Raw genomic sequence first — 17633 nt, forward strand, 5'->3', positions numbered from 1 at the left:
GCCGAGCCTCGGCCCCAGTCGAGCCGTCCCCCGACCGCCGGATCCCGCCGTCCCGTTGAGGAACCACGCCGTGACCACCTCGCACGCCTTCCCCCTGGAACCCAGCCCGATCCACGTGCCCGACCGGGTCCTCGACGACCTGCGCGCCCGCCTGGCCGCGACCCGTCCGCCGTTGGACGAGGGGAACGAGGACTGGTCCTACGGCGTCCCGGACAGCTACCTGCGCGAGCTGGTCGCCTACTGGCGGGACGGCTACGACTGGCGCGAGGCCGAGGCCGCCATCAACGCCTACGAGCAGTACCAGGTGAACGTCGCCGGTGTCCCGGTGCACTTCATGCGCAAGCCCGGCCGGGGCCCGAACCCGATCCCGTTGATCCTCACCCACGGCTGGCCGTGGACGTTCTGGCACTGGTCGAAGGTGATCGACCCGCTCGCCGACCCGGCCGCGTCGGGCGGCGACCCCGCGGACGCGTTCGACGTCATCGTGCCGTCCCTGCCCGGCTTCGGTTTCCCGGGGCCGCTCACCGGCTTCCCGGACGTCAACTTCTGGAAGGTCGCGGACCTCTGGCACACGTTGATGACCGAGACGCTGGGCTACGCGAAGTACGCCGCCGGCGGCTGCGACATCGGCGGCATCGTCTCCAGCCAGCTCGGCCACAAGTACCCCGACGAGCTGTACGGCATCCACATCGGCTCCGGGCTGCCGCTGGACTTCTTCACCGGCCCCCGCGCCTGGGACTTCGCCCGCAACCGGCCCCTGACCGACGACCAGCCCGCCGACGTCCGCGCCCGGATCGTCGAACTGGACCACCGCTGGGCGTCCCACCTCGCCGTGCACGTGCTCGACGGCGCCACCCTGGCCCACGGGTTGAGCGACTCGCCGGCGGGACTGCTGGCCTGGCTGCTGCGGCGCTGGCACGGGTGGAGCGACCACGGCGGCGACGTCGAGTCGGTCTTCACCAAGGACGACCTGCTCACCCACGCCACGATCTACTGGGTGAACAACTCGATCGCCACCTCGATGCGCTACTACGCCAACGCCAACCGCCACCCCTGGACCCCGGCCCACCACCGCACCCCGGTCGTGCAGGCCCCGGTCGGCCTCACCTTCGTCACCTACGAGAACCCACCGGGCATCCACACCGCGGATGACCGCGTCCGAGCGTTCGAGAACGGCCCGCCGGCGACCTGGTTCCACCACGTGAACGTCAACGCCCACGACCAGGGCGGCCACTTCATCCCCTGGGAGAACCCGAACGCGTGGACCACCGACCTGCGCCAGACCTTCCGCGCCCTGCGGCCCTGACCACCCCACCTGGCACGAGCCCACCGCCAGGCCACCCCTGAGCGCAGTACCGAGCCGATCGGTGTCCCGGAGCGCACAGCTGAGCCTGTCGGTGTCCCGGAGCGCAGCGCCGACCTCCACCCCGCGCCCCTCCCCACCTCCCTCACCTCCACTCCTCGGCGGCAGCAGTCGGGCGTGGCCGCAGTCGCGAGCTTCCGTCAAAACCGAGCCGACTTTTGCAACGAATCGACAAAAGAGAGCCCAAGTTCTTGTCAGACGGCGCGCTCAACTGCCAGGATCTGCCGCAACCTACCCCCGAACGTGAGCTGGACCACCTCGTTCGATCGACTCCCCGACGAAGTCGGAGCCACGATGCAGGCGCAGACCGAAGGCAGGCGTGAGGCCAACCTCGCCCTCCTGCTGCGCACGCTCCGCGCCCGCGGCCCCCTCACCCGCGCCCAACTGGCCGCCGGGTCGGGCCTGTCCAAGGCCACCCTCTCCCCGCTGCTCGCGAACCTCGAACGACGCGGCCTCACCGAACGCGCGGGCACCACGACCACCCAGGGCAGGCCCGGCCAGCTGGTCCAGCTGCGCCCCGGCGCGGTGTGCGGCATCGGCCTCGACATCCGCCCCGGCCACGTCGGCGCGACCATCACCGACCTGACCGGCGACGTCCGCCTGCGCCGCCAGACCAGGTGCGACACCAGCGCGCCCGAGCACGCCCTCGACCGACTCGCCGACCTGGCCCGCACCGCCCTGAAGGACCTGCCGAAGGCCGACTGGGCAGCCGTCACGGTCGCCGTGCCGGGCCGCGCCGACCGCACCGCGGGCACCGCCACCGCCACCCGGCTGCGCTGGCGCGAAGTGGCCGTGGTCGACGGCCTGGCCGCGCGGACGGGCCTGCCCCTCGACCGGCTCGACGTCGACAACGAGGCCAACCTCGCCGCCTACGCCGTGCACGACGGCGACCCGGTCGACGACCTCGTCTACCTCAACGGCGACCACAGCGTGGCCGCGGGCGTGATCGCCAACGGCGCGCTGGTGCGCGGCGCGGACAACCGCGCGGGCGAGGTCGGCCACATGGTGCTCGACCCGCTCGGCAGCACGTACTGCGCGTGCGGCCGCCGCGGCTGCTGGGAGACGCAGGTGGGCCTGGACGCGTTCCTGCACGCCTGCGCGCCGCGCCACGACCGGGTGCACGACCCGGAGCTCGCGCCGACCGAGCGCATGTCCATCCTGCGCGGCCGGGCCGAGCGCGGTGACGCCCGCACCCTCGACGCGCTGCACCGCACGGCCGCCGCGCTGGCGTCCGGCCTCTCGATCCTCGTCACCGTGCTCGACCCGCGCAAGATCGTGCTCGGCGGCTACTTCGCCGCCCTGCAGGACTGGCTGGTCGCGCCGCAGGAGCAGGGCCGGACCCGGGTCACCGCCTCCACCCTCGGCTTCACCGCGGGCGGTAAGGGCGCGGCGCTGGCCGCGTTGCGCCGCGTGCTGGACGACCCGACCGTCGTGCCCGTCAAGGACAGCGGCCCGAAGACGGGCGGTTCACACGAAGGGGCCTCGGCATGACCCTGCTCCGGATGACCGGCATCGGCAAGACGTTCCCCGGCGTGCGCGCCCTGGACCAGGTGGACCTGGAGGTCGCCGAGGGCGAGGTGCACTGCCTGCTCGGCCAGAACGGCGCGGGCAAGTCCACCCTGATCAAGGTGCTGGCCGGCGCGCACCAGCCCGACGACGGCGAGATCACCTGGCGCGGCGCGCGGACCACCCTCCCGTCGCCGGTGGCCGCGTTGCGGCTGGGCGTCGCCACCATGTACCAGGAACTGGACCTGGTCCCGGACATCTCGGTGGCGGAGAACGTGTTCCTCGGCCACGAGCCGACCAGGTTCGGCTTCACCCGTCGCCGCGCGGCCCGCGACCTCACCAGGACGTTGATGGCGCGCCTCGGCCACCCCGAGATCGGCCCCGACCGGGAGGTCGGCCGGTTGTCCGCCGCCGGTCAGCAGCTGGTGTCGATGGCACGCGCCCTCGCGCACGACGCCCGGCTCATCGTGATGGACGAGCCGACCGCCGCCCTGGCCGCCGACGAGGTGGACAACCTGTTCCGCATCGTCGGCGAGCTCACCAAGGACGGCGTCGCCGTCCTCTACATCTCCCACCGCCTCGAAGAGATCCGGCGCATCGGCAACCGCGTCACCGTGCTCAAGGACGGCCGCACGGTCGCCGCGAACCTCCCCGCCGACACCCCGACCGCCGACCTGGTCGACCTGATGTCCGGCCGCAAGGTCGAGACGGTCTTCCCGCACCGCGAGGCGTCCACCGTGGACACGACGCGCGAGGTGCTGACGGTCACCGGCCTGAGCCGCAAGGGCGAGTTCAGCGACGTCGGCTTCCACGTGCACGCGGGCGAGATCCTGGGCATCGCCGGCCTCGTCGGCGCGGGCCGCAGCGAGATCCTGGAAACCGTGTTCGGCGCGCGGAAACCGGACGCCGGGCACATCGCGGTCGACGGGAAACCGGTGCGGCCGGGCAGCGTCGTCGCCGCTGTGAAGGCGGGCATCGGCCTGGCCCCGGAGGAGCGCAAGGCCCAGGCCCTGCTGCTGGACCTGACGGTCGCGCACAACGTGACGCTGTCCAGCCTCCCCGCCTACAGCCGCGCCGGCTTCCTCGACCGCGCCCGCGAGCTGAAGGACTCCAAGGCCACCCTGGAACGGCTCGACCTGCGCCCCGCCGACCCGCGCCGGCTGGTCGCCGAGTTCTCCGGCGGCAACCAGCAGAAGGCCGTGGTGGCGCGGTGGCTGGTCCGCGGCTGCAAGGTGCTGCTCCTGGACGAGCCGACGCGCGGCGTGGACGTCGGCGCGCGCGCCGAGCTGTACCGGGTGATCCACGAACTGGCCGCGGCCGGCGTGGCCGTGGTGCTGGTGTCCAGCGAGGTCGCCGAGGTGCTCGGCCTCGCCGACCGGGTGCTGGTGCTGCGTGACGGCGAGGTGATCGCGGACCGGCGTGCCGACGAGCTCACCGAGTCCGCCGTGCTGGACATGGTGATGGCGGGCAGCGCCGTCACCGAAGCCGCCGCCACCGACACCACCGATGTCGTGCCTGAGGAGGCCCCGTGACCGAAGCAAGGGTCCTCGACCCGAAATCCGCCGCACCCCAGGAGCCGCCCGAGCACCGCCGCAACCTCGACCTGAGGCTCACCGGGCTGCTCGGCGTGCTCGTGGTGCTGTGCGTCGTCGGCTACGCCACCCGACCCGACAGCTTCCTCACCGAGGCCAACATCTCCACCATGCTGCGGCTGGCCGCGGCGATCGGCGTGGTCAGCGTCGGCATGACGTTCGTGATCATCAGCGGCGGCATCGACCTGTCCGTCGGCTCGATCGTGGCGCTGTCGGGCGTGTGGATGACCACCGTCGCCACCCAGTCCTACGGGCCGGTGGTGATGGTGCTGTGCGCCCTGCTGGTCGGCCTCGGCTGCGGCCTGGTCAACGGGGTGCTGATCTCCTACGGCAAGATCGTGCCGTTCATCGCCACCCTCGCCATGTACGCGTCGGCGAAGGGCCTGGCCGAACGGCTCTCCGGCCGCCGCACGCAGGTCGTCACCGAGACCGGGTTCACCACCTTCTTCCGCGGCGACATCCTCGGCGTCCCGGTGCTGATCTGGATGCTGGCCGCGGTGTTCGCGGTCGGCTGGGTGGTGCTCAACCGCACCGCTTTCGGCCGTCGCACGTTCGCCGTCGGCGGCAACGCCGAAGCCGCCCGCCTGGCCGGCATCGACGTCCGCAGGCACACCGCGCTCGTCTACGGCATCGCCGGCCTGTGCTGCGGCATCGCCGCGCTCATGGTCGTCGCGCGCACCACCTCCGGCGCGTCCACCAACGGAATGTTCTACGAGCTGGACGCGATCGCCGCGGTCGTCATCGGCGGCACGCTGCTCAGCGGCGGCCGGGGCTCGTTGATCGGCACGCTGATCGGCGTCCTCATCTTCACCGTGGTGGGCAACATCTTCACCCAGAACAACCTCGACACCGACATCCAGAACATCGCCAAGGGCGTGATCATCATCGCCGCGGTGCTCCTGCAGCGGACCACCGCCCGCCGCCGCGGCGGGCACACCACCTGACGCGCACGGCACAGCCACCCACACCGACCCGACACACCGCCCGGGAGTCAGCCATGCCCTCACTCGACCGTCGCCGCTTCCTCTGGGGAACCACCGCCGTCGGCACCGCCGCCCTGCTCGCCGGGTGCACGTCCAACGAGTCCGGCAACACCGCGCCGAACGCCGTCGCGGGCGGCTCAGGGCAGAACAGCCAGCCGGGCAAGCAGGTCACCATCGGCTTCTCCGCGCCCGCCGCGGACCACGGCTGGATGGCCGCGATGACGAAGAACGCCAAGGCGCAGGCCGACGAGTTCTCCGACGTCACGTTCAAGGCCACCGAGGGCACCAACGACGTCAACCAGCAGATCGGCCAGGTCGAGACGCTGATCAACGACAAGGTCGACGTGCTGGTGGTGCTGCCGTTCGACGGCAAGGCGCTCACCGAGGTCGGCCGCCAGGCCATGGACGCGGGCATCCCGGTGATCAACCTGGACCGCGTCTTCGACACCCCGCTGGCCTACCGGCTGTGGATCGGCGGCGACAACTACCGCATGGGCGTCAACGCGGGCGAGTACATCGCCGCGCAGCTCAAGGCCAAGAACGTCTCGAACCCGATCATCGGCGAGGTCGCGGGCATCGACTCGCTGCCGCTGACCCAGGAGCGCAGCAAGGGCTTCAGCGACGCGTTGGCGAAGGCGGGCTTCTCCGTCGGGCCGCGCGTCTCGGCGTCGTTCACGTCCGAGTCCGGCGAGCAGCAGACCGCCAACCTGCTCCAGTCGGCGCCCAAGCTGGACGCGCTGTGGAACCACGACGACGACCAGGGCATCGGCGTGATGGCGGCGATCGACAGCGCCGGCCGCAAGGAGTTCGTCATGGTCGGCGGCGCCGGCTCGCGCAACATGATGGACCTGATCAAGGCCGACAGCGGCGTGGTCAAGGCGACCGTGCTCTACAGCCCGTCGATGGCGTCCTCGGCGATCGCGCTGGCCAGGCTGCTCGGCCAGGCCAAGGGCATCGGCGACATGGCCGAGCACGACATCCCGGCGTCCATCACCACCTACTCCGCCGTGGTGACCAAGGAGAACGTCGACCAGTACCTCGACGTCGGCTTCGACTCCTGACCGGGTCGCCGGACCGACACCGTCGCTGGATCGACACTGCTGCGAAAGGCTGCTGATGACGGAAGAGATCGGCGTGGGCATGGTCGGCCACGCGTTCATGGGCGCGGTGCACTCGCACGCCTGGCGCAGCGTCCACCGGTTCTTCGACGTGCCCCTGACGCCCCGCCTGGCCGTCCTCGGCGGCCGTGACCCGGTGCGCACCAAGGACGCGGCGACGAAGTACGGCTGGGCGGCCGTGGAGACCGACTGGCGCGCGCTCGTCGCCCGGGACGACGTCGACCTCGTCGACATCTGCACCCCCGGCGACACGCACGCCGAGATCGCGCTCGCCGCGCTCGCCGCCGGCAAGCACGTCCTGTGCGAGAAGCCGCTGGCCAACACCGTCGCGGAGGCCGAGGCGATGGCCGCCGCCGCCGAGGAGGCCGCCGGGCGCGGCGTCCGGTCGATGGTCGCGTTCAACTACCGGCGCGTGCCCGCGATCGCGCTGGCCCGCAGGCTGGTGGAGGAAGGCCGCATCGGCGAGGTCCGGCACGTGCGCGCGGTGTACCTGCAGGACTGGCTGTCCGACCCGTCGTCGCCGATGACGTGGCGGATGCGGAAGGAGAAGGCCGGTTCGGGCGCGTTGGGCGACCTCGGCGCGCACATCGTGGACGCCGCCCAGTACGTCACCGGCGACCTGATCACCGGCGTCAGCGCCACCACCGAGACCTTCGTCCGCTCCCGGCCCGACGGCGACGGGTTCTCCGACGTGACGGTGGACGACGCGGCCGTGTTCCTGGCCCGCTTCTCCTCCGGCGCGCTGGGCACGTTCGAGGCGACCCGGTACGCGTTGGGCCGCAAGAACTCGATGCGGCTGGAGGTCAACGGCACGCGCGGCAGCCTGGCGTTCGACTTCGAGTCGATGAACGAGCTGTCGGTGTTCTCGGCCGACGACGGCTCGGCGGCCGGGTTCCGGCGGATCCTCGTGACCGAGGCCGATCACCCGTACGTGGGCGCGTGGTGGCCGCCGGGTCACCTGCTCGGGTACGAGCACACGTTCACGCACGAGGCGGCGGACTTCCTCACGGCCATCGGCGGCGGCGTCGACCCGTCGCCGAGCTTCGCCGACGGCCTGCGGGTGCAGCGGGTGCTCGCGGCGGTGGAGGAGAGTGCCGGGCAGCAGTCGACCTGGACCACGATTGGAGACCACCGATGAGCCGACCGGTCACGTTGTTCACCGGCCAGTGGGCCGACCTGCCGTTCGAGGAGGTGTGCCGGCTCGCGTCCGGGTGGGGTTACGACGGGCTGGAGATTGCCTGTTCCGGTGACCACTTCGAGGTGGACCGGGCGTTGGCGGACGACGACTACGTGCCGGCCAAGCGCGCGATGCTCAAGCAGTACGGGTTGGAGGTGTTCGCGATCTCCAACCACCTGGTCGGGCAGGCGGTGTGCGACGACCCGATCGACTTCCGCCACCAGGCGATCCTGCCCGCGCGGATCTGGGGCGACGGCGAGCCGGAGGGCGTGCGGCAGCGTGCCGCCGCGGAGATGGCCGACACCGCGCGCGCGGCGGCCCGGCTGGGCGTGGACACGGTCGTCGGGTTCACGGGTTCGTCGACCTGGAAGTACGTGGCGATGTTCCCGCCGGTCTCGCAGGCCGTGATCGACGAGGGGTACGCCGACTTCGCCCGGCGGTGGAACCCGATCCTCGACGTGTTCGACGAGGTGGGGGTGCGGTTCGCGCACGAGGTGCACCCGTCGGAGATCGCGTACGACTACTGGACGACGCGCAAGGCGCTGGACGCGGTCGGCAACCGGCCCGCGTTCGGGCTGAACTGGGACCCGTCGCACTTCGTGTGGCAGGACCTGGACCCGGTCGGCTTCATCCTCGACTTCGCCGACCGGATCTACCACGTGGACTGCAAGGACACGAAGAAGCGCTTCGACGGCCGCAACGGCCGGCTGGGCTCGCACCTGGCGTGGGCCGACCCGCGCCGCGGCTGGGACTTCGTCTCGACCGGGCACGGTGACGTGCCGTGGGAGGAGTCGTTCCGCGCGTTGAACGCGATCGGCTACCGGGGTCCGATCTCGGTGGAGTGGGAAGACGCCGGCATGGACCGGTTGCGCGGGGCGGAGGAGGCGGTCGGCTTCATCCGGCGGCACCTCTTCGACCCCCCGGCCGCCTCGTTCGACGCCGCCTTCAGCACGGGGGAGTGACCCCGCCGACGCCGGCGACCGCCTGACCGGGTGGGCGCCGGCGTCGTCCCGTCGCGTCGCCGCGTGATCGTCGGCTACGGCCTCGGCGGGTCGATCCCCGCACGACGGAGGCGCTCGCGGGCCTCGTCCTGCGACAGCGACGTGACGGGCCTGCCGACCGCGTGCTGGTACTTGGCGTCATAGGCCCTGGTCCAGACGCCTGCCGCCCACGCCCGCCGCAGTTCCTCGGTGCTCAACTCCCGGCCACGCGCACGGCCGTACGCGTCGAGGAACCGCTGTGTTTCCTCGACGGTGGCCAGGTCGTCCGGGCTGACGGTCGAGTGCAGCGCGGCGGCGAAACCGACCAGGACGGATTCGCTCTCCGCGACCACGCTGTCCCAGTCGTGCACCACCAGCAGCGCGTCGCCGCTCCAGCGCAGGTTGCCGGCGAGCCAGTCGCAGTGGCCGATCACGGCGTCGGACCCGCCGGCGCGCAGCCGGTCACGGGCACGGCGCCCGGCATCGTCGATCCACTCCGCGCCGGACACCTCGTCGAGGTCGATTTCAGAGCCCTCGGGACGCGGCCACAGGCCGTCCCCGCCCTGGTTCCAGGCCGCCCACGACGGCGGCGGGTCGAGCGCGGGCACCTCGCCCGGCGGCGGAGCCAGCCGGATCAGCCGCGCGAACGCCTCGGCGAAGGCCTCGGCCGCGCGCTCCGCGCTCGGGAGCAGCGCACCGCCGGGCACGTAAGCCTCCGCGGTCGCGACGTCACCACCCAACGGCGCGGCGCCGGTGAGCGGCCGCGGGCACGGGTAGCCGGCCTCGAACACGCGGCGCTGGACCTCCACGCACGCCGCGGTCCGCGGCGAGTCCGGACGAACCTTGACCACGACCTCACGGCCGTCGGCCAGCCGCAGCCCGATGACGGCGGACAGGAACCCGGACCTGAACAACTCCGCCGCCGGCGGGCTGCCCAGGTGCTCCACGCACCACCGGGCGAGCAGGCCGGGATCGACGGCACGCGCGCGAGCTGACATCGGGGCATCCTCACAGGCGTGCGCTACCAGGTGACCGGCAGGGAGCGGAGGCCGTAGATCGGGGCGTCGAACTTGAACTCGACCTCCTCGAACGGCACGGCCAGGCGCAGGTCGGGTAGCTCCGTCACCAAGGCCCGCAGCGCGACCCGCATCTCCAAGCGCGCCAACAGCTGCCCGACGCACTGGTGCACCCCGCTGCCGAACGCGAGGTGCGCCCGCGCGTCCCGGCGCAGGTCGAGGCGGTCCGGGTCGGGGAACGCGGCCGGGTCGCGGTTCGCGGCGAACAGGGACGCGATCACGCCCTCGCCGGCCGCGAGCACCGTGCCACCGACGGCCGCCTCACCCGCGACCGCCCGCACCACCCCGTGGTGCACGGGGCTCAAGAACCGCAGCAGCTCCTCCACCGCGTTGTCGACCAGGTCGGGCGACGCGACCAGCGCCTCCCACCACGCCCGCTCCCGTTGCAGCGCCAGCACGGACAGCGCGATCGAGTTCGCGGTCGTCTCGTGCCCGCCGACGAGCAGCAGCACGGTCATCCCGACCGCCTCCTCGTCGGTCAGCCCCGGCTCCCGCACCAACCGGCTGACCAGGTCGTCCCGCGGCGCGAGCCGGCGCGCCCGGACCAGGTCGGCCAGGTACCCGTGCAGCTCGTCCAACGCCTCCCGCACCCGTGCCGCCGACAACGACCGGTCCAGGTGGGCCCGGCTCCGGGTGGAGAAGAACTCCTGGTCCGCCACCGGCACGCCGAGCAGCAGGCAGATCACGTCCGACGGCACGAGCAGCGCGAACGCCGTCACCAGGTCGGCGGGCCGCGGCCCCGAGCGCAACGCGGCCAACCGTTCCCGCGTGATCCGCTCCACGTCGGCACGCAGAGCCGCCATCCGCCGCACGGTGAACTCGCCCGTCACCAGCCGGCGGTACCGCGTGTGCTCGGGCGGATCGGTGACCAGGAAGCTCCCCGGCGCGGCCTTGCGGTCCACCACCGGCCGCAGCTGCGGAAAGCCCGGCGTGCTCGGGTCCGACGAGAACCGGCCGTGATCGCGCAGCACCGCCCGCACGTCGTCGTACCGCGTCACGAGGTGCGCCTGCTGGCCGTGCCGCAACGACACCGGGCACACCGGCGACTCCACCCGCAACGCCGCGAACTCCGCCGGCGGATCGAACCCGGGACGACGCACGATCGGGTAGTCCATGGTGATCGACCTTATAGCCGCCACCAACCTCCCACAGGCGCGAGAAGAAGCAGACTGCACCCGTGGACCCGGTGACAGCGCAAGCCTGGGCGGCCCTCGGCGGCCGACCCGACCTGACCGTCGACTACACCCCGGCGGGCGACGTGCTCGCCGCCCGACTGCCCGTCCGGGACCTGGCACGGGCCACCGTCGGCGTGTGCGCCCTCGCCGCGGCCGAGCTGAAAGCCGCGCGCGACCGCACCCCGACCCCGCCGGTCACGGTGCGCGAAGCCGCCGTCGCCACCGCCTTCACCAGCGAACGCCACCTCCTCGTCGACGGCCGCCCCGGCGCCGCGTTCGCGCCGCTGTCAGGGTTCTGGCGCACCGCCGACGGCTGGGTACGCACCCACGCCAACTACCCCCACCACCGCGAACGCCTGCTCGACGCCCTCGGCGTCACCGACGACCGCGCCGCGCTGGCCCGCGAACTGGCCACCCGCCGGGCCCTGGACGTCCAGGAAACCGTCTACGCCGCGGGCGGCCTGGCCGTCGCGGTCGCCATCGAACCCGACCCGACCCGCCGTCCCCTGGTCGAAACCCGCCCCACCGACGCCGCGAAACGCGTCCTCCCACCGGCCTCCCGCCCCGCCGAAGGCGTCCGCGTCCTCGACCTCACCAGGGTCATCGCCGGCCCGGTCGCCACCCGCACCCTCGCGTTCCTCGGCGCGGACGTCCTCCGCGTCGACCCGCCCCACCTGCCGGAGGACCCCGACGCCCACGCGGACACCGGCACGGGCAAGCGCTCCACCCTCCTCGACCTCGCCGACCGGCACGACCGGCGCACGTTCGACGACCTCCTCGACCACGCCGACGTCGTGGTCACCGGCTACCGGCCGGGCGCGCTCGACCGCCACGGCGTGAGCCCGGAGGCGCTGCGAGCGAAACGCCCCGACCTGGTCGTCGCCCAGCTGACGGCCTGGGGCGACACCGGCGCCCTGGCCGGCCGGCGCGGGTTCGACAGCCTGGTCCAGGCCGCCACCGGCATCGCCGCCGCCGAGAGCACCGACGGCGTCCCCGGCGTGCTGCCCGCCCAAGCCCTCGACCACGGCACCGGCTACCTGCTCGCCGCCGCCGTCCTCCGCGCCCTCGCCGAACCCCACGGCCGGCACGTCAGCCTGTCGCTCGCCGGCACCGCGTCCTGGCTCCTGCACGACATCGAGCCCTCGCCCGTCCACGGCGACTACGACCCCGACCCCTGGCTGGTCGAGACCCCGTCGCCCTACGGCGTCCTCCGCCACGCCCGCCCGCCGCTCACCGATCATGGGAAGTGGGACCATCCGCCAACCCTCTGGGGCACCGACGAACCCCGTTGGCGGTGAAAGGGGCGAGACGTCATGGCTAGACCTCCGGCGCCGGTCTTGGACTGGGCGTTCGCGCGGAAGTGGCGGCACCCGGCGTCCTTCCGGGTCGGTCGGGTGGCGCCGGCGGTGACGACGTGGCTGATCGCGCTGGTGATCGCGCTGATCGCGGACGGTTCCGAAGCCGACAGCCCCGTCCCGCGCAGCGTGCGCTACCTGGTCGTGCTGGCCACCCCGATCGTGCTCATCGCGCGGCCGAGGCTGGGCTGTGCGGTGGCGATCGCCTCGGCGGTCCTGCTGGGCGTGGCCGGTGAACCGCCGTGGGTCGTCGTCCCGTTCGCGATCAACGGCGCGTACTGCGCGTACTCCCTGGCCCGGTTCCTGGTCGGCCCGAGGCGGCAACGGCGGGCGTTCGCCGGACTCGCCGCACCCGTCACGGTCGACCTGCCGCAGGACGACCCGGTCACGCGGCGGCCTGCGGGGCTGCGGAAGCTGCTGATCGGCGTGATGGTGGTGACGTGCGCGGCGCTCGCGGTGTGGGCGTGGCGCGGCGATCACCCCACCTTGTGGCTGGTGGTGGGCGTGATCGCGTTCATCGCCGCCGTCCAGGCCGCACGCCTGACCGCCGCCCGGCTCGCCCCGCGTCGGCTCCTGTCCCGCCCCGCACCGGGCGCGCAGGTGCTGGTCCGGTTCGAGCCGGGACCGCGGACGACCCTGTTCACCGCCGACAAGCACCGCCGGGAGGTCGCCTGGCTGGTGTTCGACCGCGTCGTGCACCGGTCCGCGGACGCGGAAGCGCCTGACGTCCTCGCGGCCCACGCCGCCATCGCGGTCGCGGAGGACGAGGGCCGGCCGCCGGACGACCTGTTCCCGGCCACCGTCGTCGGTGACTTCCGCGCGGGCGGGTACGTCGCGGTCGTCACCGATCACGCCGTGCTGCTGCCCGACGGCCCGGTGCACGCGCTGTTCGACGACGATCCCGTCGAGGTGCCGCCCGGACTGGTCGACGGTCGGCTGTGGTCGGGGCTGGAGCGCCCCACCTCGCCGAACCGGAGCACGCGCGAGTCCACAAAGGACTGACACGTGCGGTGGGCGCCCGCCACCGGCGGTTCGGTGGCGCTCGGCTCACCTGCGTGGCGGACCCGCGTGGTGAAGGGACAAACGACCACTGGAAGTGTTACGACTGAAACGCACGTTCGAGGGGTCACCCGATCGGGTACCCCCGTCGCCGGACGTGCGCGCGACGTTGGGAGCACGGGTGGTGGACCGCACTATCGCAGGCCGGTATCGGCTGACCGAGCGGATCGGCACGGGTGGGATGGGGGTGGTGTGGCGGGCCGAGGACCAGCGGCTGCGCCGCATCGTCGCGGTCAAGGAACTGCTGTCCCGCACCGGGTTCGACCAGGAGTCGATCGACCGCGCGATCCGGGAGGGGCGCATCGCGGCCCGCCTGTCGCACCCCAACGTGATCGCGCTGTACGACGTCGTCGAGTACGACGGCCACCCGTGGCTGATCATGGAGTACCTGCCGTCGCGCAGCCTGGCCACCGTGATGACCGAACGCGGCACCCTGCCCCCCGACGAGGTGGCCCGGCTCGGCGTGCAGCTGGCGGACGGGCTGGCCGCCGCGCACAAGGCGGGCGTCACGCACCGGGACGTGAAGCCGGGCAACGTGCTGGTCACCGAGTTCGGCACGGTCAAGGTCACCGACTTCGGCACCTCGCGCGCGACGGACGAGGCGACCGTCACCGCGTCCGGGATGCTCGTCGGCACGCCCGCCTACCTGGCGCCGGAGGTGGCGCGCGGCGGGAAGGGCGAGTTCCCGGCGGACGTGTTCGCGCTCGGCGCGACGCTCTACGCGGCGCTGGAGGGCACGCCGCCGTTCGGCGTGGACGGCAACACCATCGCGCTGCTGCACCGGGTCGCCGACGGCCGCTTCCCGCCGCCGCGCAACGCAGGCCCGCTGGCTCCGGTGCTGATGCGCCTGCTCGACACGAACCCGGAGACCCGGCCGAGCATGGCCGAGGCGGCGGACATGCTGCGGGACGTGCGGTTCGACGGCACGTCACCGCCACCGTCCCCGACGCCGACCGCGATCCTGGCCTCGCCCCTCGAACCGATCGCCACCCCCGAACCGGCACCGGCCGAACCCACGCCCGAGCCGATCCGCCCCGCTCCGGCCAACGCGGCTCCGGCCAACCCCGCTCCGGCCAACCCCACCCCTCCGCAGCCGACCCCGTCCCAACCCACCCCTTCGCAACCGACCCCGCCTGAGCCGCTGCCGGCGGTCCCGCCGTCGAACGAGGAGAAGCGAGGCGACCGCAAGGCGCTGGTCGCGCTCGCCGTCGTGGCCCTGATCGCCATCGCCTTCGTGGCGTGGCTGGTCAACCGGGGTGACGGCGGCTCACCGTCGGCCGGATCGGGCGCCACCAGCGAGACCACCACCGCCCAGCCGACGTCCGACGCGCCCGCCGGGACCCAGCCCGCCCAGACCACCGAGGACGAGCAGCCGGCCACGACCACCACCACCGCGGCGCCGGAGCCGACGACCCCGAGCACGTCCCAGCCGCCCGCCGACATCGGCCCGGACCAGGCGCTGAGCGACTACTACGGCCTGCTGCCGAACAACCTGGAAGTCGCGTACGCCCGCCTCACCGACGGCTTCAAGGCCGAGAAGACGCCGACGTTCGCCGACTACCAGGGCTGGTGGGGCGGGATCAGCGCGGTGACCGTGAGCAACGTGCAGGCGGTCGGGCCGCAGCAGGTCACGGCCACCGTGTCGTACACGTTCAAGTCCGGCGGGACCCAGACCGAGCGGCACCTCTACACGCTGGTCAAGGTCGACGGGCAGTGGGCGATCGACGGGCAGCAGAACGCCTAGCGGCCGTCCGCCGGACCGAGGGCGCGGCTCACCCGAACCGGCCGCGCCACACGTCGATCACCAGCACCGGCCGCATGCCCACCGACTCGTAGAGGCCGAGCGCGGGCGTCGGGTTGTTCGAGTCGACGTGCAGGATCGTGCCCGCGCGCCCGGTGGACGCGTCCAGGTGGAACGCGTGCCCCAGCAGGTGCTTCGCCACCCCGCGCCCGCGCGCCTCGGCGAGGACGCCCAGGAAGCCGACGTAACCGCAGTCCTCGTCGGCGAACTGGTCGGTGCGCTCCAGGAACCCGGCCGGCCGCCCGTCCAGCTCCGCCAGCCACAGCCCCGACCAGTCGAAGGTCGACTTGCGCTCCTGCCGCTCGTGCCACTCCTCGTAGGTCTTCGGCACGAACCCGAACTGACCGGCGAACGACGCGTTCCACACCTCGTGCGCGACCCGCCGCACGTCCTCGTCCACGGCCTGCCGCAGCACCAGCCCCGGCACGGGCGCGGGCGGCGGCACGTCGCCGACGTGGTCGACCCGCATCCGGTGGAACGTGGTGGCGACCTCCAACCCCAGCGCGGCCACCCGGGCGCGCAACGCCACGTCGTCCCGGTAGACGCCGTGGTCGACGGTCACCGCGTCGTGCCCGCCGGCGCGCCCGATCTCCCGCGCGCGCTCCAGCACCCTGGTGAACAGCCAGTCCACCAGCACCGGGTCCTGCGACACCACGTCGACGTCGACCTCGTCGCTGCCGCTCTTGCCGTTCGCGGTCGCGTAGCCGACGGGCGCGCCCGCCGCGTCGAGCACCAGCCACGCGTCGCGCTCCAGGTCGAAGCCCGGCCGGGTCAGCTCGTCGCGCATGTCCTCGAGCGTGTAGTCGGCGAACCCGATGACCGCCGTGGTGCAGGCGTGCACCAGGCCGAGGACCAGCTCGGCGTCGTCGGTGCGGGGCGGCCGGACGGTGTGACCGGCGGGAAGGGCGTCCATGGCGGGAGATGGTGCGCCGCGCGTCCGGCCCCTGTCGACCGGGTTTCGGGCGGGTTAGGGTCAATGCCGCTTAGTTAAGGGCGGGGTGTGCCTGTCAAGGCTGGTGAGATGGCAACGGAGTTCCTGCTAGAACAGTGTCGACCAAGATCACTGAAGTGCAGGAACTCCGTTGGATCTCCAGTCTGTCATCGCCCCTGTCCGCAACGTGGCGGGGGGCCGGTTCGCGCCGGGTCATCTGGGTGAGCTGACCCGGGTGGTCCCGTTCGAGATGGTCGACGACGTCCTGGCCACGACCGGCAGAACGCAGGCCAGGGTCCGTGATCTGCCCTCCCGGGTGGTGGTCTATCTGCTGTTGGCGGCCGGGTTGTTCGGCGAGGTGGGCTACCGGCAGGTGTGGGCCAGGCTGGTCGCGGGTCTGGACGGGGTGCCGGTGGCGATGCCGACGTCCTCGGCGTTGGCCCAGGCCCGCCGCCGGGTCGGGGCGGCCCCGTTACGGGCGTTGTTCGCCCTGGTGGCCGGTCCGGCGGCCGGGATCGCCCGCTGGCGGGGGCTACTGGTCTGCGCGATCGACGGCACCACCATGTCGATACCGGACAGTCGGGCGAACCTGGCCGTCTACGGTCGGCAGACCGGCTCGCACGGCGGGTCGGGCTATCCGCTGCTGCGGCTGGTCGCGGTGGTCGCCTGCGGCACCCGCACCGTGATCGACGCGGTGTTCGGACCGATCTCGGTCGGGGAGACCACGCAGGTGCCACGCCTGCTGCGGTGCCTGCGGCCGGGGATGCTGCTGTTGGCCGACCGCAACTTCGCCGTCGCCGACCTGGTCACCGGGATCGCCGTCACCGGGGCGGACCTGCTGATCCGCTGCAAGAACGGCCGCCCACTGCCCGACCTCGACGTGCTGTCCGACGGCTCCCGGCTCTCCAGGCTGGGCGGCATCGCGGTCCGGGTGGTCGATGCCGACGTCACCGTCACCCTGACCGGTGGAACACGGCACACCGGCCACTACCGGCTGGTCACCACCCTGCTCGACCACCACCGCCACCCCGCCCGCGACCTCGTCGCCCTCTACCACCGGCGCTGGGAGATCGAGACCGCCTACCTGGAACTGAAATCGACCATCCTGGGCGGACGGGTCCTGCGCGCCCGCACCCCCGAAGGCGTCGACCAGGAGGTCCACGCCCTACTGGTCACCTACCAGGCTCTGCGGATCGCCATGGCCGACGCCACCGCCCACCATCCCGCGATCCCACCGGACCGGGCCGGGTTCACCGTCGCCCTGCACAACGCCCGAGACCAGGTCGTCCACGCCGCCGGAATCATCACCGACACCACGGTCGACCTGGCCGGACGCATCGGTCGGGCCGTGCTCGACAACCTGCTGCCGCCACGCCGGAGCCGGTCCTGCCCCCGCGTGGTCAAACGCGCCATCTCCAAACACCGCGCCAAAGGCCGCATCGACCGCACCAACCACCGCACGACCACCCACATCACGATCACAACCGGGTTGACAACCGATCCACCACCTTAACTAC

General features: G+C 72.7%; 14 protein-coding genes. 11 read left to right on the top strand and 3 right to left on the bottom strand.

Features of this window, described 5'->3' with window-relative positions; all coding sequences use genetic code 11:
* Nucleotides 1-70 precede the first annotated feature (70 nt).
* From ACZ7GX_RS05295 to ACZ7GX_RS05325, 7 genes are all read left to right on the top strand, one after another.
* Nucleotides 71-1306, top strand: coding sequence for an epoxide hydrolase family protein (locus ACZ7GX_RS05295; protein ID WP_498773087.1), 1236 nt, complete (start codon nucleotides 71-73; stop codon nucleotides 1304-1306).
* A 300-nt stretch (nucleotides 1307-1606) separates the two neighbouring features.
* Complete coding sequence (locus ACZ7GX_RS05300) at nucleotides 1607-2854, top strand: ROK family protein (RefSeq protein WP_498773088.1); 1248 nt, start codon at nucleotides 1607-1609, stop codon at nucleotides 2852-2854.
* Complete coding sequence (locus tag ACZ7GX_RS05305; RefSeq protein WP_498773090.1) at nucleotides 2851-4401, top strand: sugar ABC transporter ATP-binding protein; 1551 nt, start codon at nucleotides 2851-2853, stop codon at nucleotides 4399-4401. Before ACZ7GX_RS05300 ends, ACZ7GX_RS05305 begins: the two co-directional genes overlap by 4 nt.
* Complete coding sequence (locus ACZ7GX_RS05310) at nucleotides 4398-5405, top strand: ABC transporter permease (RefSeq protein ID WP_498773092.1); 1008 nt, start codon at nucleotides 4398-4400, stop codon at nucleotides 5403-5405. The genes ACZ7GX_RS05305 and ACZ7GX_RS05310 overlap by 4 nt, the downstream gene beginning before the upstream one ends.
* 53 nt (nucleotides 5406-5458) lie before the next feature.
* Entirely contained in the window at nucleotides 5459-6505 is a 1047-nt protein-coding gene (locus ACZ7GX_RS05315) for a substrate-binding domain-containing protein (protein WP_498773094.1), read from the top strand.
* Between the two features lie 55 nt (nucleotides 6506-6560).
* Nucleotides 6561-7700: a Gfo/Idh/MocA family protein gene (locus ACZ7GX_RS05320; RefSeq protein WP_498773096.1), complete on the top strand. Its 1140-nt coding sequence runs from the start codon at nucleotides 6561-6563 to the stop codon at nucleotides 7698-7700.
* Nucleotides 7697-8701, top strand: coding sequence for a sugar phosphate isomerase/epimerase family protein (locus ACZ7GX_RS05325; protein WP_498773098.1), 1005 nt, complete (start codon nucleotides 7697-7699; stop codon nucleotides 8699-8701). Before ACZ7GX_RS05320 ends, ACZ7GX_RS05325 begins: the two co-directional genes overlap by 4 nt.
* 74 nt (nucleotides 8702-8775) lie before the next feature.
* Here ACZ7GX_RS05325 and ACZ7GX_RS05330 read toward each other — a convergent pair whose 3' ends face one another.
* Nucleotides 8776-9717: a phosphotransferase gene (locus tag ACZ7GX_RS05330; protein ID WP_498773100.1), complete on the bottom strand. Its 942-nt coding sequence runs from the start codon at nucleotides 9715-9717 to the stop codon at nucleotides 8776-8778.
* Between the two features lie 23 nt (nucleotides 9718-9740).
* On the bottom strand, nucleotides 9741-10910 hold the full coding sequence (locus ACZ7GX_RS05335; protein ID WP_498773102.1) for a cytochrome P450: 1170 nt from the start codon (nucleotides 10908-10910) through the stop codon (nucleotides 9741-9743).
* A gap of 62 nt (nucleotides 10911-10972) precedes the next feature.
* Here ACZ7GX_RS05335 and ACZ7GX_RS05340 point away from each other — a divergent pair, with 62 nt between their 5' ends.
* The 3 genes from ACZ7GX_RS05340 (at nucleotide 10973) to ACZ7GX_RS05350 (ending at nucleotide 15128) form a co-directional block, all read left to right on the top strand.
* The gene (locus tag ACZ7GX_RS05340; protein WP_498773104.1) at nucleotides 10973-12268 is read left to right on the top strand and encodes a CoA transferase; all 1296 of its coding nucleotides are present in this window, start codon (nucleotides 10973-10975) and stop codon (nucleotides 12266-12268) included.
* A 15-nt stretch (nucleotides 12269-12283) separates the two neighbouring features.
* Nucleotides 12284-13327 (top strand): hypothetical protein, encoded by a 1044-nt coding sequence (locus ACZ7GX_RS05345; protein ID WP_498773106.1) that lies wholly within the window; start codon nucleotides 12284-12286, stop codon nucleotides 13325-13327.
* A gap of 181 nt (nucleotides 13328-13508) precedes the next feature.
* Nucleotides 13509-15128, top strand: a complete 1620-nt coding sequence (locus tag ACZ7GX_RS05350) for a protein kinase domain-containing protein (RefSeq protein WP_498773108.1) — start codon at nucleotides 13509-13511, stop codon at nucleotides 15126-15128.
* Between the two features lie 28 nt (nucleotides 15129-15156).
* Here ACZ7GX_RS05350 and ACZ7GX_RS05355 read toward each other — a convergent pair whose 3' ends face one another.
* Nucleotides 15157-16098, bottom strand: a complete 942-nt coding sequence (locus ACZ7GX_RS05355; RefSeq protein WP_498773110.1) for a GNAT family N-acetyltransferase — start codon at nucleotides 16096-16098, stop codon at nucleotides 15157-15159.
* 169 nt (nucleotides 16099-16267) lie between these two features.
* Between ACZ7GX_RS05355 and ACZ7GX_RS05360 the strand changes: the two genes are divergently transcribed.
* Nucleotides 16268-17629, top strand: a complete 1362-nt coding sequence (locus ACZ7GX_RS05360; protein WP_498773112.1) for an IS4 family transposase — start codon at nucleotides 16268-16270, stop codon at nucleotides 17627-17629.
* Nucleotides 17630-17633: the final 4 nt, after the last annotated feature.

The organism is Actinosynnema sp. NPDC037264 (assembly GCF_055603705.1).